Raw genomic sequence first — 18,309 nt, 5'->3', positions numbered from 1 at the left:
GAGCCCCGGCCGACGGCCGGGGCTCTCTGCGTTCGCAGGACACGGGATCACTCCTCGTCGTCGCGCTCCTCGTCGTCGCGCTCGTCGGCGTCGAGCTCGTCGATGTCGACGCCGTCGACGTCGCCGGCGTGGAGGGGACGCGATGCCTGCCCGGAGAGGTCGTCGTCGCTCTCGTCGTCCTCGTCGTCGTCCCCATAGGACTCGTCGGCGAGGTCGTCCTCGGACTCGTCCTCGTCCTCGTCGTCGTCGTCGTCCGGCAGGGCCGCCGCCTGCGCGGCCTTGTACTCCTCGAGACGCACCGACCAGGGCACCCACTCGGGAGCGAGGAGGGCGGCCTCGCCCGGAAGCAGCTCCACCTCGAGCACGGTGGGGTCGGATCCCTCGACGACGGCGAGGGACACCGTCCAGTACCAGCCGGGATAGCCCGCGAGCCGGTTCTCGAAGCGCAGCGACACGACGCCGTCGGGCTCCACGGCGTACCCCGCGGCGGGGCCCACCGTGTCGGCGGGCGTCACCTCGGCGAGCGCCGCCAGCGCCAGGCCGTGGGCCGCGAGCAGCCGCGCGTCGGGAGTGATCGCGACGTCGCCCGGGTCGGCCGGCTCAGTCATCGAGCTCGTCCGCGACCTTGCGGAGCACGGCCGCGATCTTCCGCCCGTGCGACGACGAGGGGTAGCGTCCACGACGGAGGTCCCCTCCGATGCCGTCGAGGAGCTTCACGAGATCCTCGACGAGCACGGCCATGTCGTCTGCCTTGCGACGCGAGGCCTTGACGAGGCTCGGCGGCGTCTCGAGCACGCGCACGGAGAGCGCCTGCGGGCCCTTGCGCCCGTCCGCGATGCCGTATTCGAGCCGCGATCCCGCCTTCACGACCGCGCCGGCGGGGACGGCGCTCGCGTGGAGGAACACGTCCTCGCCCGCCTCGTCGGGGGTGATGAAGCCAAATCCCTTGTCCTCGTCGTAGAACCTGACCTTGCCGGTGGGCATCGTGAACCTCGCTGAGACCGCTCGAAACGTAGAGAGAGGGATCGTCCGATCCCTCCGTCCCAGCGTACCGCGCGGCCGGGGGCACTATCCTGGTCGGGATGAGCACTCCGCCCCGCGACCAGCCAGCCGTCCGCCGCATCGACCGCGTCCTCGCGTTCATGTCGCTGGGGATCGTGGTCCTGTCGATCGGCTGCTTCCTCGCCGTCATCATCGGCACGTCGTCGGGAGTGGACGACTTCAGCACGGGGGCCTGGCCGATCGTCTTCGTCGTGCAGATGATCGGTCCGATCATCGCCTTCGCGCTCCTCCTCGCGCTGCTCATCATGAGCTTCATCCGGAGGGGCCGCGCCTCGCGGGCGGACTGACCGCCCCGCATGAGCACCTCTTCCGAGCGCGCGGCGCCGTCTCGCCTCGTCCGATTCGCCTCGCCGCTCGCCCTGCTCGCGGCGATGTGGCTGATCCGCATCGCGGATGATGTGCTCCCCGGTTCGTTCGCGGTCTTCGGGCTCCGATCGTGGGATGCCGCAGGGCTCGTCGGCGTCGTCGCCGGCCCTCTCCTCCACAGCGGATGGCCGCACCTGCTCGCGAACAGCGCGCCCTTCCTCATCCTGGGATGGCTCGTCGCCGTCGAGGGCGCCGCCCGCTTCTGGACGGTCACGGCCGTCGTCGCTCTCGTCGCGGGCGCCGGGACCTGGGCGGTCAACGCTCCGGGCACGGTGACGGTCGGCGCCTCCGGCCTCGTGTTCGGCTACGTCGGCTACATCGTCGCGCGCGTCTTCACGACGGCGCGGATGGCGCACCGCTTCGCCTACGCGATCGTCGCGATCCTCGTCGTCGCGGTGTACGGCGGCTCGGTGTTGACCGGCGTGCTCCCGCTGCGCGACGGCGTGTCGTGGCAGGCGCACCTCTTCGGCGCGATCGGGGGCGTCCTCGCGGCCGTCGTCCTGCGCCGACGAGAGCGGCCCGCCTCCTCCTGAGAGGGCCCGGCGCATCCGCTCCGGAGTCCGCCGCGAGCGAAATCACGGGGCCGCGCGCGTATTTCCAGCCGGCGCATACCCCGCGCAGACATAATGGGGTCATGACCGCACCGCGCATCCTGGTCGTCGACGACGAGCCGAACATCCGCGACCTGCTCTCGCAGAGCCTGCGATTCGCCGGATTCCAGGTCCGGACCGTCGCCAACGGAGCTCAGACCATCTCGGCCGTGCTCGAGGAGGAACCCGACCTCATCGTGCTCGACGTGATGCTCCCCGACATGAACGGCTTCAGCGTCACGAAGCGGCTGCGCGACGCGGGGTACACCGCGCCCATCATCTTCCTCACGGCGAAGGACGAGACCGAGGACAAGATCAAGGGCCTCAACGTCGGCGGCGACGACTACGTCACGAAGCCGTTCAGCCTCGACGAGATCGTCGCGCGCATCCAGGCGGTGCTGCGCCGCACGATGCAGAACGACGAGGAGGAGTCCGTCATCCGCGCCGGCGAGCTGACGATGGACCAGGACACGCACGACGTCTACGTGGGCGACGAGCAGATCGACCTCAGCCCCACGGAGTTCAAGCTCCTCCGCTACCTCATGCTCAATCCGAACCGCGTCCTGTCGAAGGCGCAGATCCTCGATCACGTATGGGAGTACGACTTCAACGGCGACGCGGGGATCGTGGAGAGCTACATCTCCTACCTGCGCCGCAAGATCGACCCGCACGCCTCGGAGTCGCTGATCCAGACGAAGCGCGGTTTCGGGTACATGCTGAAGGTCGACAAGGTCTCCTGACCCGCGGACGCGCCGGCGCGGCGCGGGAAGGGCGGTGACGGTGGCACGCCGGCCGGATGCGCTCACCCGCTGGTGGCGGCGCGTCAGCCTCCGCGCGAAGGTGACGGGGGTCACCGTGTTCGTGCTCGCCTCGGGTCTGCTCACGACCGGCATCGTCACGGTGCCCATCCTGCATTCGAACCTCGTGCAGAACGTCGAGACGACCGTGCTGCAGTACGCGGAGAGCGGGTCGAGCGTGACCGACCGGCTGTTCGAGCCGATCTGGCGTGCCGCCGACGGCGAGCTGATGGTGCGGGCCGTGGAGCCGGCGGTCGTCACGGAGTTCTTCGTCGCGATCTACGACCGCGACGGCCAGCTGCTGGCTGTCGCGGGGGGCGACGGAGACGAGGAGCCGCCCGTCTTCCCCGAGGAGCTGCCGCTCGACAAGGCGTTCACGGCGACGAACCACGCCCAGGTGCTGGAGAGCGCCGACGGGCACGGCTTCCGCGGCGCGGTGTCGGTGGAGAGCGTGACGACCGACCGCGGCGAGATCCCCTACTCGCAGGTCGTGGCCCTCCCCCTGTCGACGGTCGACGGCTTCCTCCGCACGTACATCGCCGTCTTCACCATCACGTCGATCGCGACGGTGCTCATCGCGGCGTTCCTCACGCGCGGGCTCGTCACCCTGACGTTCCGGAGGTTCGGCCAGGTCGAGGCGACCGCGATGGAGATCGCGGCAGGCGACTTCAGCCAGCGCATGACCGACATCGAGCCGCGCACCGAGATCGGCCGTCTCAAGATCGCGATCAACACGATGCTCGACCGCATCGACGGCGCCATCGACGAACGCGACGCCACCGTGCAGCAGATGCGGCGGTTCGTCGGCGACGCCAGCCACGAGCTGCGCACACCGCTCGTGAGCGTGCGGGGCTATGCCGAGCTCTACCGGATGGGCGCGCTCCAGGACGACGAGGCGACGGCGAAGGCGATGGAGCGGATCGAGGCGGAGGCGAAGCGCATGGGCGTCCTCGTCGAGGATCTCCTCGCCCTCACGCGCCTCGACGATCGCCGCGAGGCCCTGCACATCCGCCCTGTGGACCTGCGGCCGATCGCGCACGACGCCGCGCTCGACGTGCGCGCCGCGGAGCCCGGACGCGAGGTGGCCGTCCTCGACCACACGTACGAGGCGCTCACGGCCCCCATCGAGCTGCCTCTCGATGCCGATCCGACGCCGTCCCCGTCGGCGGAGGAGCCCCCGCCCGCCGCGCAGCGGCGGCGTCGCGCGCCCAGCGGCTCCGCGATCGCACGGGCGTCGGCGGCGACGCGGTCCGTGCTGCGGCGACGCCGGCCGGAGCAGCCGGGCGACGCGGACGAGGTCGAGCAGCTGGACATCCCCGTCCTCGCGCCGTCGAAGCCGGTCGCCCTCCCTCCCGTCGTGCTCGGCGAAGAGGACAAGATCCGCCAGGTGGTGGCGAACCTCCTCGGCAACGCGCGGCGGTACAGCGCCCACGACGCCCCCATCCGCATCGAGGTCGGAGTCGACTCCGAGCGGCGGCGCGGATGGATCGCGATCGTCGACCACGGCGAGGGCGTCCCCGAGTCCATCCGCGACAAGGTGTTCCAGCGCTTCTGGCGCGCCGACACGTCGCGCGCGCGGGAGACCGGGGGCAGCGGGCTCGGCCTCGCGATCGTCGCGTCGATCGTCGAGTCGCTGCGCGGTTCCGTCGACGTCACCGACACACCGGGGGGCGGCGCGACGTTCCGCGTCTGCCTGCCGTTGGCCGACGCGTATCCCGTGCACCCGGCGGGCCGTGCACAGGGCACGGCGCCCGGCGCGTCCGACGATCCGGCTGTGGACGCCTGAGGCGCCGCCCGGTCAGGTTCCTAGCGTGGGGAGCGCGCCGTCCGGCGCCCCGCGAAAGGAGCCCCCATGCCCGCTTACGTCGTCGACTCCGACGCCCTCATGACGCAGGCCGCGAACATCGACAGCACGCGCGCCCGCATCCAGTCCGACACCGATGCGATGTCGGGACAGCTCGCCCAGCTGGAGGCGGTATGGCAGGGGTCGGCGTCCGCCGGCTTCCAGTCCGTGCTGCTGCAGTGGCGCGCCGCACAGCAGAACATGCACGACGCCCTCGCCTCGATCGGCCAGGCTCTCGCTCTGGCGGGCGGCCAGTACGCCGAAGCCGAGCAGGTCTCGGTCGGGATGTTCCGCTGACGGGGACGGCGAAGGGCCCCTCCGAGGAGGGGCCCTTCGTGTGGGGACGTCGGGTCTCGGCTCGCGTCGCTCGCCCGACCCGGGTCCGTCACGGCTCGACGCGCCTTCGTCGCGTCGAGCCGCAGCGGATCAGAAGTCCATGCCGCCCGACGGGTCGGCGGGAGCGGCTGCGGCCTTCTCCGGCTTGTCGGCGACGACGGCCTCGGTCGTGAGGAAGAGGCCGGCGATCGACGCGGCGTTCTGCAGCGCGGAGCGCGTGACCTTCGCCGGGTCGATGATGCCCGCGGCGAACAGGTCGACGTACTCGCCCGTGGCGGCGTTCAGGCCCTCGCCCACGGGGAGCTCGGCGACCTTGTTCGCCACGACGCCCGGCTCGAGACCGGCGTTGAGGGCGATCTGCTTCAGCGGAGCCTCGATCGCGACCTTGACGATGTTCGCACCGGTGGCCTCGTCGCCCGAGACCTCGAGGGTCTCGAACGCGACCTTGCCGGCCTGGATGAGCGCGACGCCGCCACCGGGGACGACGCCCTCCTCGACGGCCGCCTTCGCGTTGCGGACGGCGTCCTCGATGCGGTGCTTGCGCTCCTTCAGCTCGACCTCGGTGGCCGCGCCCGCCTTGATGACGGCGACGCCGCCGGCGAGCTTGGCAAGGCGCTCCTGGAGCTTCTCGCGGTCGTAGTCGCTGTCGGTGTTCTCGATCTCGCGACGGATCTGCGTGACGCGACCCTCGATCTGCGCGGCGTCGCCCGCACCCTCGACGATGGTGGTCTCGTCCTTGGTGATGATGACCTTGCGCGCACGGCCGAGCAGGTCGAGGTCGGTGTTCTCGAGCTTGAGGCCGACCTCCTCCGTGATGACCTGGCCGCCCGTGAGGATGGCGATGTCCTGGAGCTGCGCCTTGCGGCGGTCGCCGAAGCCGGGGGCCTTGACGGCGACCGACTTGAAGATGCCGCGGATCTTGTTGAGCACGAGCGTCGCGAGCGCCTCGCCCTCGACGTCCTCGGCGATGATGACGAGCTCCTTGCCCGACTGGATCACCTTGTCGACGATGGGCAGAAGGTCCTTGATGTTGGAGATCTTCTGGTTCGCGATGAGGATGTACGGGTCCTCGAAGACCGCCTCCTGGCGCTCCGGGTCCGTGACGAAGTAGGGGTTGAGGTAGCCCTTGTCGAAGCGCATGCCCTCCGTGAGCTCGAGCTCGGTGCCGAAGGCCTGGGCCTCCTCGACCGTGACGACGCCCTCCTTGCCGACCTTGTCGATGGCCTCGGCGATGAGCTCGCCGATCGACGTGTCGGCAGCGGAGATCGATGCCGTCGCGGCGATCTGCTCCTTCGACTCGATCTCCTTCGCCGAGGCGAGCAGCTGGTCGGTGACGGCCTTGACGGCCTTCTCGATGCCGCGCTTGAGGCTGATCGGGTCGGCACCGGCTGCGACGTTGCGGAGGCCCTCGCGGACCAGGGCCTGCGCGAGCACGGTGGCCGTCGTCGTGCCGTCGCCGGCGACGTCGTCGGTCTTCTTCGCGACCTCCTTGACGAGCTCCGCGCCGATCTTCTCGAACGGGTCGTCGAGCTCGATCTCCTTCGCGATCGAGACGCCGTCGTTCGTGATCGTGGGAGCGCCCCACTTCTTCTCGAGCACGACGTTGCGACCGCGCGGGCCGAGCGTCACCTTGACGGCGTCGGCCAGCGTGTTGAGGCCGCGCTCGAGGCCGCGGCGGGCCTCCTCGTCGAAAGCGATGATCTTTGCCATGGGTTTCTCGTCCCTCCCGGGCGTAGGCGTATGGGGTTAGCACTCGCCATACGGGAGTGCTAACAAGCATTTTGGCACTCGACCCCATCGAGTGCAAGCCGGTCGGCGTCACCGGCCGACACACGCCGAAGCGCCCCGCGATCGGGTCGCGGGGCGCTTCGGGACGACGGGTGCGCGCGGCTCAGACGGGGCGCACGGTCTCGGCCTGGGGGCCCTTCTGCCCGGCGCCGACGGTGAACTCGACGGCCTGCCCCTCCTCGAGCACACGGAAGCCGCTCATCTCGATGTTCGAGTAGTGCACGAACACGTCCTGGCTGCCGTCGGCGACGGTGATGAAGCCGTAGCCCTTCTCGGCGTTGAACCACTTGACGGTGCCCTGGGTCATGGCGATCACTCCTGTAGCGGGGATGGAACTGGAGCGATCGTATCCGCGCGATTCCGCGTCAGGATGCGGATCCCGGCACCTTTGACACGCGCGACGCGGGACGTTTACCCGGCGGTAACACGGTCGAGGCCGATGACCACGGTGAGCTCTTTGGAGCCTTCGGCCTGGTACTCGGTGCTCTGCACGACCTCGGCCTGGCCGATCGCGTCGGCGAGGCCGCGCGCAGCCGCCTCGTCGTCGTCGGAGGCGTAGTAGACGGTCGTCGTCTCGAAGTCGGTGGCCGACGACGCCGATGCCGACACGGAGCCCTCGGCGAAGCCGGCGTCGATGATCTGCTGCGCCACCTCGTCCTCCAGCCCCTCGGTCGCCGTCCCGTTCAGGACGAGCACGCTGTACGAGGTGTCGAGCGCGGCATCGGCCGTCGGCGCGGGCTCGGCCGCCGTGTTCTCGGGCACGGTGATCGCGCCCTGCTGCGAGAGCACGAGGAACCCGAGGATGCCGGCGATGACGAGCACCGCCGTCGCGACGGCCGCCCATCCGACGACCACTCCCGCCCGCATGCCGGGGTGCTCGGCCCGGTGCGCGCCGACGCGGCCGCTCTCGTGCGCGATCTCGTCGAAGCGGTCGCGAGGGTGGGTCGTGGGCATCCCCCGATGCTATCCGGCCGACTTCGGGATCAGCTGGTGGCGCCCAGGCGCCGTGCCGCCCGCTCGTCGCGCAGGCGCCGGAGACGCCGGACGAGGAGCGGGTCGGCGGCGAGCGCCGCCTCCGTGTCGATGATCCGGCCGAGCAGCTGGTAGTAGCGCGCAGGGCTGAGGCCGAGCCGCGACCGGATGGCCTCCTCCTTGGCGCCGCCGTGCCGGGGCCACTCGGCCTCGAACGCGAGGATCGCGCTCTCGCGGGCGGTGAGGACCGGGACGGGCATGGGTCGAGCGTACGTCGCGTGCGCGGTCGCGCCGCTCAGGCGCGCCAGCGCACCCACGCCCCGAGCGGATCCGCCGCGGCGAGCACCTCGCCGTCGAGCGCGACCGCGAAGCCCCCGGGCCACGCGTCCTCGTCGATCGGGCGAGCCCATCCGTCGTGGAGCCCGGGCTGGTCCATCGTGAGCCACCGGGCGTCGAGCGAGCGGATGGCGGCGATGAGGGCGGAGCGGCGCGCACGCGGGAGATACGGCAGGACGCCGGGCGTCGACACGACGAGCGTCGCGTCGCGCGGGGCGGCGCCCGCGACCTCGGCCAGGAGATCGGCGTCGCCCGCGTCGCCCGCGATGAGAAGCGGCGGATCGTCGGCCACGATGTCGAGGGCCGCCGCGATGCGCGCCTCCCTCCCCTGCTCGCCCGGCCAGACGAGACCCGTCAGCCAGGCCCTGTCCGACGCGTCGCGGGCATCGCGGGGGGCCAGGTCGATCCCCGCGCGCCAGACGACGTCGGGGAGCCGCAGCGCGGGGGCGCCGTCGAGGCGCGCCTCGAGCACGACCGGGCCGTCACCGCACTCGATCGGGCCGTCCGCCGTCTCGTACCGGTACGCGTAGCGGTCGGGATACAGGCACAGGCCGGCCGACGCCCCCAGCTCGAGGAGGGCGATCGGCCCCTCGATGCGCGAGAGAGCGGGCAGCAGCGCCGCACATCGCAGCGGCTCGTTGGTCTGCAGGCTGCGCAGGGTGCACTCGGCCACCACCTCGTCGGCGCGCGTGCGCACGAACGCCGCCCAGTCCGCGGCGGGACCGGGACGCGCGCCCAGCAGACGCGTCACGGCGAAGACGAGCGGAGGCTGCCGATGCGGTGCGGGGATGCGCGCGACGACGGCGGCGAGCTCCCGATCGGCGGCGACCGCCCGAGCCCACGCGCCGTACACGTCGGATCGGCCAGGCGCCTCGTCAGCGGCGAATCGGGCGTACCGCTCGATCACCTGCGCGACATCGTCCATCCGCCCATTGTCTCCTGCGCATCTTCTCCCCGCGCAGCGCGGTCGGGGCGGAGCCGGCGTGCGCGCACGGCACTATCCTGGAGGCATGTCGTACGAGGTGGAGAAGTCCGAGGCCGAATGGCGTGAGCAGCTGTCGCCGGAGCAGTACGCGGTGCTGCGCGAGGCCGGCACGGAGCGGCCGTGGACGGGCGAGCTGCTCGACGAGGAGCGCGCGGGCCTCTACACGTGCGCCGCGTGCGGATCGGAGCTCTTCCGGAGCGGCACCAAGTTCGACTCGCACTGCGGCTGGCCGAGCTTCTACGAGTCGATCCGGCCCGAGGCCGTGCAGCTGCTCGACGACACGAGCCACGGCATGGTGCGCACGGAGGTGCGCTGCGCCAACTGCGGCTCGCACCTGGGCCACGTCTTCCCCGACGGCTTCGGCACCCCCACGGGCGACCGCTACTGCATGAACTCGCTCTCGCTGGACTTCACCCCCGAGGCCTGATCCCGTGGGCTCCGCTCTCGAGGCCGCTCGGGCGCGGCGCTCCTGGTCGAAGGTGACGGACGCAGCCCCCACGCGCGAGCAGCTGCTCCCTCTCGTCGCCGCTGCGGGGCGCGTCGCCGACCATTCGAACCTCACGCCGTGGCGCCTCATCGAGCTGCGCGGGGACGACCGGATGGCCCTCGGCGCCGCGATCGGCGCTGCGACGGGCGATGGCCCCTCCGCGAAGCCGCTGCGCGCGCCGCTGCTCATCGCCGTCGTGTCGAGCCCCCGGCCATCCGACAAGGTGCCCGAGTGGGAGCAGGAGGCCGTCGCCTCCGGCGTGGCCCACGTCCTGAGCCTCCTCCTCGACGAGGCGGGCTGGGGCGTGATGTGGCGCACGGGCGCATTCGTGCGCGCGCCCGAGGTCGCGCGGGTGCACGGGCTCACGCGGCGGGAGAAGCTCCTCGGCTGGCTGTACGTGGGCGGGCGCCCTCCGCGCGACCGCGACGGATTCCGGGCCGGCGTGGATCCCGAGCGCATGCTCGGGCAGATGCCCGCCGCGGGCTAGCGCCGACGGACGGTCAGCGCCGCGACCACCACGCCCGCGGCCGCGAGCAGCACGGTCAGACCGCGCTGCCACAGGGCGGGCGGCGCTGCGGGCGGCCACACGAGGTCGAGGACCACGGACGCCGAGAGCAGGCCGAACACCGACCCCAGGGTCATCAGCAGGACGCCCGTGCGCGGCGTGAGCGCCGCCGAGATGAAGATGTACGACACGCCCAGCGCCCCGCCCAGGTAGACCCACGGCTCGGCGGGCGCCGGAGCGGGCGGCCCGACGAGGATGACGTGGCCCAGTGCGGCGATGCCCAGCAGGAGGGTGCCGCCCGCGAAGTTGACGAGCGTCGCCGTGAGCGCCGAGCCGATCCGCTGCCGCAGGCGCCCGTTCGTCGCGGTCTGCCACGCGACCCCCGCGCCGACGAGGAGCGGCAGGACGAGCATCCACAGCGGCGTACGCCCGACCGCGTCTCCCGTGAGCGACACGGCGACGGCCGCGAGCACGAGCACGGCTCCGCCCACGCGCGGCAGAGTGACGGGTGCGGCGCCCGCGGGGCTGTAGCCGATCCGGTCGAGGACGAGCCCGTGCACCGTCTGGCCGGCGATCATCCCCACCGAGAACATCGCGACGCCGATGACGGCGACCGTGAGGCTCTGCGTCGCGACGCTGAACGCGCCGGCAGCGCCGCCCGCGAGCAGCCACCACGGCAGCCTCCCCTCGGAGAGCGCGGCGCGCAGCGCACGGAGCCCCACCCGGCCGGCGGGCAGCGCGAGCGAGAGGACGAGGAGGATCGCGAATCCCGAGCCGAACGACACGAACGCCGCGACGAGGCCCGCGTCGAGGGCGGCGCCGAGCTGGCCGTTGACACGCGCCTGGATCGCCGTGAGCGCGCCGACCGCGACGGCGCCGGCGACGGCACCCGCGGCTCCCCATGCCGTGCGTGCCGAGGACCCCACCATGCGCCCCCTCCGCTCACCCTCCGCCATCCTATGCGGGAGCGGGCTGTGCGACACGGCGCGGTCAGTCGGGACGTCGCGACGCCGTCAGGCGCGGGTGCGGCGGCGCGCGCGGCGGGCAGGGCGGCGCGAGCCGGGGGACTCGAGCGCGGCGAGCGCCGAGGCGAGCGACGCGAAATCGCCGACGCGGCGCCCTCTGCGGTCGTGGGCGATGTGACTGCGGCCGTCGACCTCGACGAATCCCGCGTACTCGCCGCCGTGCGTCGCGACGAAGACGTCGTCTGCCGCCTGCTTCCACGCGAGCGGCTCGCCGGTATGGTGATGGTCTTCCAGGGGTGCGGTGTGCACGGGTGTCTCTTCTCGTCTCAGGAAGCGGCGGATCAGCCGCGATCGGCGCTCGGGGCGGCATCCGGACGCGTCTGTGCGACCGGGCCGGCAACGGGCCCCGAGCGGTGCTCTCGGCGGCGCCGTGAGGGGCGCGCGTCGCGAGTGCTCATCTCAGCCTACCCGCTCCGAACGGGCGGGGCGCTGTCGGAGGGCGGCCGTACGGTGGAGGTCCCCCGTCCCGACGCCGCGACGACCATCCGCACCACCCGAGGACCACCGCACCATGATGGGAACCTCCCATGCCGCCGGCGGCGCCGCCGCCTGGCTGGCGCTCACGGCGACGGCCCTGCCGTCGTTCGGCGTCCATCCGCTTCCGCCCGAGGCCGTCCTCCTCGGGCTCCCCGTCGCCGCGGGAGCCGCGCTCCTCCCCGACGCCGACCATCCGAGCGCCACGATCGCCCACTCCGTGCCCGTCGCCGGGCGCATCGCGACGGGCGTGCTCGGCGCCGTGTCGGGTGGGCACCGGAAGGGGATGCACTCGCTCCTCGCGGTCGTCGCGGTGCTGCTGGGGACGCGCGCCCTCGCTCAGGTCGACGCCGGTTCCTTCCACCTCGGCGTCGCCCTCGTCGTGACGGCGTGCACGGCGTACGGCCTCAAGGTGCTGCGCATCGCGCGCCGCTGGCCCGTCGCGTGGGCGTCGGGTGCGGCCTTCGGGATCGTCCTCGGCGTGCTCGCCCCCGAGCGGATGGCCTGGCTGCCGTGGTGCGTCGGCGCCGGCTACCTCGCACACCTCGTCGGCGATCTCCTCACGACGGGCGGCGTGCCGCTCCTCTGGCCCATCCGCGTGCGGGCTCCCCGGTGGGCGCGACGGGCACCGGTCCTCCGTCGCATCTGGCTGCGCTCCGGCGCCGTCGCGGTGCCTCTCGTCGGCGACACCGGATCGTGGCGCGAGCAGGCCGTGTTCGTCGCGCTCGGCGTCTACGTCGTGTGGGGCGCATGCGCGGAGGCGGTCGCCGCGGCGGCGTAGGCGCCGCCGCGGCGCGGCCTCACAGGTCGAACTTCTCGTTCTCGCTGCCGCCGCCCGGGCGCTCGCCCGTGACCTTCGCGGTGAGGAACGCGATGGCGGTGGCGATGCGGCCTCCCGGGCTGTCCCAGTACTCGCCGCTGAACGCGGTCACGCGGATGATCGTCGCGTCCGACGCCTCCGGCCCGTCGGGGAACCAGGCGTCGACGGAGGGCGACCACAGCTCTCGGAGCCGATCGACGTCGTCGACGACCTCGGCCTCACCCGACAGCGACAGCCAGGCGTCGTCGGAGCTGAACGACACCCCCACCGTGGGGTCGTGGCGGACGTGATCCACGACCGATGCGTGCGCGCCGACGATGAACCACAGGTCGCCGTCCGATTCGTGCTCCTGCACGGTGAGCGGATGGGCGACGAGGGAGCCGACATCGTTCCTCGTCGTGATCATGGCGAAGCGGAAGCGCTTCAGGAGCTCGTTGAGCTTGTCGAGCTCGGACGGGTTCGCGGACATGGTCCTCCTCAGATCGGGGAGGTCCCATCCCACGCGGCCGAGGCGGGCTGCGCCATCCGTTGACACGGGCGAGCGGATGTGCTGATGGTCGGGGGCGGACATCCGACGCGGAGAGCGGACATCTCTCATCGAATGTCCCCTCCGTGTACGTCTGAGGCGATGCCGTCACCCGCGCCGCAGCGCCGCGACCGCCTCACGAGCGCTTGCGCCTAACTCGCTCACCGCGCGGGCGCACTCCGGCTCGTCCGGATACGCACGCGACGCGACCACGACCGCGTCGACGGTGCCGATGCGCTCGACAGTCGCCAGCAAGTCGGGGTCCCGCTGCCCCCGCTCCCGCACACGCTCGATCTGCAACCGCGCGAGCTCAACCCACGATCGCGCCGTCTCCGGCGTCAGCTGATCCACGCCCCGCGCCTGCTCGAACGCGGCGCCGGCTTCCCTGCCGGCCCGCTGCAACCCGTCGTCGCGGATGCCGAAGTAGCTCCGATCGAACTCCACGACGCCCGAGCGGTCCTCGATCACGAACCGGTCGACAGCGCCCGCAGCCACCAGCCTCTCGGCCGTGGCCACGGCGCGCGCGTACGCCTCGTCATGCGCGGCCGCCGGCGTCCACCGGCCAGCGCCCGTCGCCTCGACCTGCCCCGTGTACCGCTCGACGATCGACAGCCGCGACACCTCGTGAGGCACCGCGACCACGCGGAGCTCGACGACGTACCCGGCCTCCCGGAAACTCGCGATCGTCGACGCCATCGCCTCCGGCGATCTCAACGTCGTCTCGATCAGCACGTCGGCGCGCCGCTCGCGCAGATACTCCGCGGACATGCCGATCCACCGCCCCGACGCCTGCGCCGTCACATCCGGCATCGCCAGCGGATTCTCACGCATCAACCGCGCGTAGTCCGGATGGAACTGCCGGAGGTCATCACCGATGACCGGCACGAGCGACGGCCGCGCCTGCGCGGCACGCTCGTTCGCACGGCTCTTCCCCGCCCCGGGCTGCCCGCCGGTGTACACAAGAGCGGGCGGCCAAGAACGGCCGTGCCCTGCCTGCGAACACTGCTCCTCGAGAAACGGCCGCACGTCCTGCGCAAAGAGGGAACGCAGCTGCTCCGCGCTCAGCTCCCCCCTCACGCGAGAACCGGCGCGTGCCGCGGCATCGCCTCCAGCTCCGCGCGCAGCTTCGCCGTGTGCTCCTCGATCGCCTGCCGGCTATCCGGATCCACCGCCCGGACCTCACGCATCACCCGGAACTGCTCGGAGCGCCAGTGCTCCCGCGCCCCGACGTCGGCCGCTTCCCGCATCCACTCGACGTACCGGCCGCCGAGCTGTGTCGCCAGCTCACGCATCACGTCGTAGAGCATCGGGCTGAAATCCTTGTCGCTGGCCATCCTGGCTCCCCTCGCGAGATCTCCCAGTCTATCGAGAACGGGTTGACAACGGGTTTCGGCGGCTCGGGTTCCGGGGGATGATTCATGGCGTGTCGCCGGGTCGGCGACACGCCCCGCGAAGCCGCCGGAAACGATCGTTTCGCGCGGAGCAAGTCGACCATGACGGCCTGGCGTTCCGGGCGTATGAGGCCAACGGCGACCGGCGCTGGGATACATCGGTGCTCGGCATGTACCGCACGGTGCGCAGGGTGTAGGTGGCCGCGTTGCACGTGCGAGACGTCGATCTGCGCCGGGGCGAGGTCCGACGGGCTGCTCGCAGACCTGAAGGAGCATCTGCGCTGCACCCGCACCATGACGACCTGGAAGCGGGGATGTGGCCGGGAAAGGTCCCAGAGCGCAACGTCCCGAGCTACGAGCGTGCCTTCGACCCGAAGGGCTTCTACCGATACACGTTCAACCGGCGGCTGAGCGCGCCGGGATGAAGGGGCTCAAGTTCCATGAGCTACGGCACACCTTCGCCACGCTTGCGCTCGAGTCGGATGCGCTGGACATGCACGAACTGAGCCGGCCGATGGGCCACGCGAGCTACGCGTGCACCGACCGCGTCTATGCGCACCTGCGCCCGCGGGACTACTGCCGCCGCCGCGCCGCGTTCTCGGCTCACGTCGCCGCCGTACAAAGCCCGCACGCGCCCGCCCGCGCCATCGGTTCCGCGAGCTAGGTGAGCTCTTCGGCGCGGGCGATCGCCCCAGCCTGCTCCTCGGCCTGAGCTTCCATCCGCGCAAAGTGGTCGGCCTCCCACTCGATGTAGGCGGTCTCTGCGGCGGCAAGATCCCTCCACATCACTTCACGTGTGGTTTCGTAGCGTTCGCCCCGCAGATAGGCACCAAGCAGTTCGATCCCCTCCGCTGAGAGCTGCTCGACCATGTAGCGCAAGTTCGTATCCAGCGGCGAGCGGAACTCTCCATACTGCGCAAACGGCCCATCCGCGTTGTTCTCGGCCGAGTCGAGATACCACACGAGCTTCTGAACCTGCCGACGGGTTTCAGCATCGGTCAGCAGCCGTGCACGGACATCGAGGTCAAGGCTCCGATCCTTCGTCCAGATCTCGCGCCAATGAGACGCCCAATGCCGCCCGTTGGCTATCTGACTGAACGTCCACGGACTGTCCTGGATGTCGCGGTGAAGCTCCGTGAAGCCGGTGAACAGCTTGTGCGCTTCCTCACGAGATTGATCGCGCAGCGTCTCGTACCTGACGCGATCCGCGGCCTTCGTCTCTCGATCGGCGACCTGCGCCGCCGATTGACGCTGGCCCCAGAGAGTGAACAGACCACCGACGAGCGCACCGAGCAGCGCCGCCCCCGTCGGCCGGAGCCACTCCCAGACCTCCGGATCACGTGTCCACGCCCACAACCAGTCCCACAGATTCACAGGCCACATCCTGGCAGAGCGTCCACGCTGGAGCCCTTCTGGGCCCCAACCACCTTCCGAAGAGACAGAACACCGGGCAAGATTCATCATCTGATGGGGTGTTTATGTTGTGCCGGCTGCGGGGCTCGAACCCACGACCCCCTGTTTACAAGACAGGTGCTCTACCAACTGAGCTAAGCCGGCGTGACCCCGCAGGGCCGTGAAAAGCATACCGTCGGGCGTGCGCCCGTCCGGCTACTCCGCAGGAGCCTCGGTCTCCGCAGGAGCCTCGGTCTCCGCAGGAGCCTCGGTCTCCGCAGGGGCCTCGGTCTCCGCAGGAGCCTCGGTGGCCTCGGGCGTCGGCGTCGACGTCGAGTAGTAGGCCTCGCTCGAGACCGTGAGCACGAACTGCGCGAACTCGGCGGGGTCGTCGAGGGCGCCCGCGTAGAGGCGGCCGTTGACGAGCACCATGGGGGCGCCTGACAGCTCGACGCCGTCCGTGTCGGGCAGCGGCTCCTCGAGCGCGAGCTGCGTCGTGTCGCTCGCCCACGCGACGAAGTCCTCCTGCGCGATGCAGTCGGCGACCTCGTCAGAGCCCGCTCCCGCCTCCGCGGCGCGCGCGGCGAGCTCCTCGTCGGTGTAGCCGTCGCCGTCGGCGGCCGGCTGGTCCACGAGCAGCGCGTGGTTGTAGGCGACGGCGGCCTCGGGCGCGTACGTGCGGACGCAGGCGACGGCGGCCGCTGCGCGGATCGAGTACTTCGTGCCGTTCGACTTGGAGGTGAGGAGCGCGACCGGGTGGTACGCCAGGTCGGCGGCGCCTTCGGAGACCCACTCGGCGAGCTGCGCCGCGTTCGTCTCCTCGAACTGGCCGGAGCCCTCCGACAGGTAGTCGACGTAGATCCGGATGCTCACGGCAGAGGCCGACGAGGTCTCCTCCTCCGGCGCGGAGGTCGGCGTCGCACTCATCGTCCCGAGCGCACCGGCCGCCATCGAGGACAGGTCGTCGCCGTCGCCGACGGCGATGCCGCCGTCGTCGAGGTTCTCGGGGCTGAGCGTGGGCCTGTTGACGGCGGGCACGACGACGCTCGTCACGGCGAACGCGATCGCCGCGACGCCCGCGACGATCGCGAGCGCCACCGCCCCCCGCCGCAGCACCTTCGCCCGCGTCTGCTTCGCCTTCACCTGCTGCGCCTTCTCGCGCACCGCGTCTCGTCGCTCGCTGCCCGCGGGAACGATCGGATTCTCGTCCGTCATCGAATGCCTGCACTCCCCTTCGCCGCCATGGTGTCGCGGCGGTCGACCCGTCGATGGTAGAGCGCGTCTCTGGGAAATACCCACCCGGACCGCGCCGCCCGCACCCGGCGACCGAGATCAGCAAGCGATTTCCCCGCACGGGCCGATTCGATGGCATACTGGCCCGAGGCCCAACGACGGGCTCAGCGGCGGCTCACCCCGTCGCTCCCTCACAACGGATCGTCCGGCACGTACCTGCCGGTGAAGGAGAACAGAAGATGGCTACTGTCACTTTCGATGACGCGACGCGCCTCTACCCGGGCGGCACGCGTCCCGCGGTCGACAAGCTCAACCTCGAGATCGCGGATGGCGAGTTCCTCGTCCTCGTCGGCCCCTCCGGCTGCGGAAAGTCGACCTCGCTGCGCATGCTCGCCGGCCTCGAAGAGGTCAACGACGGCCGCATCCTCATCGGCGACCGCGACGTCACGGACGTCCCGCCGAAGGACCGCGACATCGCGATGGTGTTCCAGAACTACGCCCTCTACCCCCACATGACGGTCGCCGAGAACATGGGCTTCGCGCTCAAGATCGCCGGCGTCAGCAAGGACGAGCGCGCCAAGCGCGTGCTCGAGGCGGCGAAGCTCCTCGACCTCGAGCAGTACCTCAACCGCAAGCCGAAGGCCCTCTCGGGCGGTCAGCGCCAGCGCGTCGCGATGGGCCGCGCGATCGTCCGCGAGCCGCAGGTGTTCCTCATGGACGAGCCGCTGTCGAACCTCGACGCCAAGCTCCGCGTGCAGACCCGCACGCAGATCGCGTCGCTGCAGCGCCGCCTCGGCGTCACGACGGTCTACGTCACCCACGACCAGACCGAGGCGCTCACCATGGGCGACCGCATCGCGGTCCTCAAGGACGGCCTCCTCCAGCAGGTCGGAACGCCCCGCGACCTGTACGAGAAGCCGCGCAACGTGTTCGTCGCCGGCTTCATCGGCTCGCCGGCCATGAACCTGTTCCCGGCCGACATCGTCGAGGGCGGCGTGCGCTTCGGCACCAAGGTCATCCCCGTCGAGGCCGCCGCGCTCAACAAGGCGCACGGCTCCAAGGTCACCGCTGGTGTCCGCCCCGAGGACTTCATCGTCGGCCCTGCGGGCGGCGAGGGTCTCGCGGTCAAGGTCGACCTCGTCGAGGAGCTCGGCGCCGACGGCTACCTCTACGGCCACGTGGAGGGCTCCGACGCGCAGATCGTCGCGCGCGTCGACGGCCGCGTGCACCCGTTCGCGGGCGACACGGTGTCGCTCGTCCCGACGCCCGACCACATCCACGTGTTCGACATCGAGACCGGCGACCGCCTCCTCGACAAGGCGATCGCCTCGGCGTAAGCACCACCTACCGGCCGCGGCGCGGACGAGCCACCCGGCTCGTC

At 71.3% G+C, this 18,309-nt stretch carries 24 protein-coding genes and 1 tRNA gene; 10 read left to right on the top strand and 15 right to left on the bottom strand.

The window, feature by feature from the left end:
- Positions 1-47 precede the first annotated feature (47 nt).
- Entirely contained in the window at positions 48-608 is a 561-nt protein-coding gene (locus tag ACWGPF_RS16390; protein ID WP_452333802.1) for a DUF3027 domain-containing protein, read from the bottom strand.
- Complete coding sequence (locus tag ACWGPF_RS16385; RefSeq protein WP_452333801.1) at positions 601-984, bottom strand: cold-shock protein; 384 nt, start codon at positions 982-984, stop codon at positions 601-603. The genes ACWGPF_RS16390 and ACWGPF_RS16385 overlap by 8 nt, the downstream gene beginning before the upstream one ends.
- Positions 985-1,082: 98 nt before the next feature.
- On the opposite strand from ACWGPF_RS16385, the gene ACWGPF_RS16380 reads away from it, so the two are divergent.
- From ACWGPF_RS16380 to ACWGPF_RS16360, 5 genes are all read left to right on the top strand, one after another.
- Positions 1,083-1,349, top strand: coding sequence for a multidrug ABC transporter ATPase (locus ACWGPF_RS16380; RefSeq protein ID WP_452333800.1), 267 nt, complete (start codon positions 1,083-1,085; stop codon positions 1,347-1,349).
- Between the two features lie 9 nt (positions 1,350-1,358).
- Positions 1,359-1,961 carry a rhomboid family intramembrane serine protease gene (locus ACWGPF_RS16375; protein ID WP_452333799.1) on the top strand — a complete coding sequence of 201 codons (603 nt, stop codon included), beginning with the start codon at positions 1,359-1,361 and terminating at the stop codon, positions 1,959-1,961.
- Between the two features lie 101 nt (positions 1,962-2,062).
- Positions 2,063-2,758: a response regulator transcription factor gene (locus ACWGPF_RS16370; protein ID WP_345440730.1), complete on the top strand. Its 696-nt coding sequence runs from the start codon at positions 2,063-2,065 to the stop codon at positions 2,756-2,758.
- Between the two features lie 34 nt (positions 2,759-2,792).
- Positions 2,793-4,601, top strand: coding sequence for a sensor histidine kinase (locus tag ACWGPF_RS16365; protein WP_452333798.1), 1,809 nt, complete (start codon positions 2,793-2,795; stop codon positions 4,599-4,601).
- 66 nt (positions 4,602-4,667) lie between these two features.
- Positions 4,668-4,955: a WXG100 family type VII secretion target gene (locus tag ACWGPF_RS16360; protein WP_452333797.1), complete on the top strand. Its 288-nt coding sequence runs from the start codon at positions 4,668-4,670 to the stop codon at positions 4,953-4,955.
- 129 nt (positions 4,956-5,084) lie between these two features.
- Here ACWGPF_RS16360 and groL read toward each other — a convergent pair whose 3' ends face one another.
- The 5 genes from groL to ACWGPF_RS16335 all read right to left on the bottom strand — a co-directional run bounded on the left by groL (position 5,085) and on the right by ACWGPF_RS16335 (position 9,015).
- On the bottom strand, positions 5,085-6,704 hold the full coding sequence (gene groL / locus ACWGPF_RS16355) for a chaperonin GroEL (protein WP_452333796.1): 1,620 nt from the start codon (positions 6,702-6,704) through the stop codon (positions 5,085-5,087).
- A gap of 181 nt (positions 6,705-6,885) precedes the next feature.
- Positions 6,886-7,089 carry a cold-shock protein gene (locus tag ACWGPF_RS16350; RefSeq protein WP_452333795.1) on the bottom strand — a complete coding sequence of 68 codons (204 nt, stop codon included), beginning with the start codon at positions 7,087-7,089 and terminating at the stop codon, positions 6,886-6,888.
- 104 nt (positions 7,090-7,193) lie between these two features.
- Positions 7,194-7,736 (bottom strand): LytR C-terminal domain-containing protein, encoded by a 543-nt coding sequence (locus tag ACWGPF_RS16345; RefSeq protein WP_452333794.1) that lies wholly within the window; start codon positions 7,734-7,736, stop codon positions 7,194-7,196.
- 29 nt (positions 7,737-7,765) lie between these two features.
- Positions 7,766-8,014: a DUF3263 domain-containing protein gene (locus tag ACWGPF_RS16340; protein ID WP_452333793.1), complete on the bottom strand. Its 249-nt coding sequence runs from the start codon at positions 8,012-8,014 to the stop codon at positions 7,766-7,768.
- 35 nt (positions 8,015-8,049) lie between these two features.
- Positions 8,050-9,015 (bottom strand): DUF2332 family protein, encoded by a 966-nt coding sequence (locus tag ACWGPF_RS16335; RefSeq protein WP_452333792.1) that lies wholly within the window; start codon positions 9,013-9,015, stop codon positions 8,050-8,052.
- Positions 9,016-9,100: 85 nt separating this feature from the next.
- Here ACWGPF_RS16335 and msrB point away from each other — a divergent pair, with 85 nt between their 5' ends.
- The gene (gene msrB, locus ACWGPF_RS16330; RefSeq protein ID WP_345440708.1) at positions 9,101-9,502 is read left to right on the top strand and encodes a peptide-methionine (R)-S-oxide reductase MsrB; all 402 of its coding nucleotides are present in this window, start codon (positions 9,101-9,103) and stop codon (positions 9,500-9,502) included.
- A 4-nt stretch (positions 9,503-9,506) separates the two neighbouring features.
- A complete protein-coding gene (locus ACWGPF_RS16325) occupies positions 9,507-10,049 on the top strand; it encodes a nitroreductase family protein (RefSeq protein ID WP_452333791.1) in 543 nt (180 codons plus the stop codon).
- Here the strand turns inward: ACWGPF_RS16325 and ACWGPF_RS16320 are convergent.
- On the bottom strand, positions 10,046-10,996 hold the full coding sequence (locus ACWGPF_RS16320) for a DMT family transporter (RefSeq protein WP_452333790.1): 951 nt from the start codon (positions 10,994-10,996) through the stop codon (positions 10,046-10,048). The genes ACWGPF_RS16325 and ACWGPF_RS16320 overlap by 4 nt on opposite strands.
- A gap of 84 nt (positions 10,997-11,080) precedes the next feature.
- Positions 11,081-11,341: a hypothetical protein gene (locus ACWGPF_RS16315; protein WP_452333789.1), complete on the bottom strand. Its 261-nt coding sequence runs from the start codon at positions 11,339-11,341 to the stop codon at positions 11,081-11,083.
- A 262-nt stretch (positions 11,342-11,603) separates the two neighbouring features.
- On the opposite strand from ACWGPF_RS16315, the gene ACWGPF_RS16310 reads away from it, so the two are divergent.
- Positions 11,604-12,347: a metal-dependent hydrolase gene (locus ACWGPF_RS16310; RefSeq protein ID WP_452333788.1), complete on the top strand. Its 744-nt coding sequence runs from the start codon at positions 11,604-11,606 to the stop codon at positions 12,345-12,347.
- 19 nt (positions 12,348-12,366) lie between these two features.
- Here ACWGPF_RS16310 and ACWGPF_RS16305 read toward each other — a convergent pair whose 3' ends face one another.
- From ACWGPF_RS16305 to ACWGPF_RS16295, 3 genes are all read right to left on the bottom strand, one after another.
- On the bottom strand, positions 12,367-12,855 hold the full coding sequence (locus ACWGPF_RS16305; protein ID WP_452333787.1) for a pyridoxamine 5'-phosphate oxidase family protein: 489 nt from the start codon (positions 12,853-12,855) through the stop codon (positions 12,367-12,369).
- A 165-nt stretch (positions 12,856-13,020) separates the two neighbouring features.
- On the bottom strand, positions 13,021-13,989 hold the full coding sequence (locus ACWGPF_RS16300) for a zeta toxin family protein (RefSeq protein WP_452333786.1): 969 nt from the start codon (positions 13,987-13,989) through the stop codon (positions 13,021-13,023).
- The gene (locus ACWGPF_RS16295; RefSeq protein WP_452333785.1) at positions 13,986-14,246 is read right to left on the bottom strand and encodes a hypothetical protein; all 261 of its coding nucleotides are present in this window, start codon (positions 14,244-14,246) and stop codon (positions 13,986-13,988) included. Before ACWGPF_RS16295 ends, ACWGPF_RS16300 begins: the two co-directional genes overlap by 4 nt.
- Before the next feature lie 373 nt (positions 14,247-14,619).
- On the opposite strand from ACWGPF_RS16295, the gene ACWGPF_RS16290 reads away from it, so the two are divergent.
- Complete coding sequence (locus tag ACWGPF_RS16290; protein ID WP_452333784.1) at positions 14,620-14,967, top strand: tyrosine-type recombinase/integrase; 348 nt, start codon at positions 14,620-14,622, stop codon at positions 14,965-14,967.
- Here ACWGPF_RS16290 and ACWGPF_RS16285 read toward each other — a convergent pair.
- The 3 genes from ACWGPF_RS16285 to ACWGPF_RS16275 form a co-directional block, all read right to left on the bottom strand.
- Complete coding sequence (locus ACWGPF_RS16285; RefSeq protein WP_452333783.1) at positions 14,964-15,677, bottom strand: hypothetical protein; 714 nt, start codon at positions 15,675-15,677, stop codon at positions 14,964-14,966. The genes ACWGPF_RS16290 and ACWGPF_RS16285 overlap by 4 nt on opposite strands.
- 110 nt (positions 15,678-15,787) lie before the next feature.
- A tRNA-Thr gene (locus tag ACWGPF_RS16280) sits at positions 15,788-15,860 on the bottom strand.
- 51 nt (positions 15,861-15,911) lie between these two features.
- Positions 15,912-16,910: a DsbA family protein gene (locus ACWGPF_RS16275; RefSeq protein ID WP_452333782.1), complete on the bottom strand. Its 999-nt coding sequence runs from the start codon at positions 16,908-16,910 to the stop codon at positions 15,912-15,914.
- 257 nt (positions 16,911-17,167) lie between these two features.
- Between ACWGPF_RS16275 and ACWGPF_RS16270 the strand changes: the two genes are divergently transcribed.
- The gene (locus ACWGPF_RS16270; RefSeq protein ID WP_452333781.1) at positions 17,168-18,265 is read left to right on the top strand and encodes an ABC transporter ATP-binding protein; all 1,098 of its coding nucleotides are present in this window, start codon (positions 17,168-17,170) and stop codon (positions 18,263-18,265) included.
- Positions 18,266-18,309: the final 44 nt, after the last annotated feature.

The organism is Microbacterium sp. NPDC055683 (genome assembly GCF_053617895.1).
This window is presented reverse-complemented; position numbering and strand designations above follow the sequence as displayed.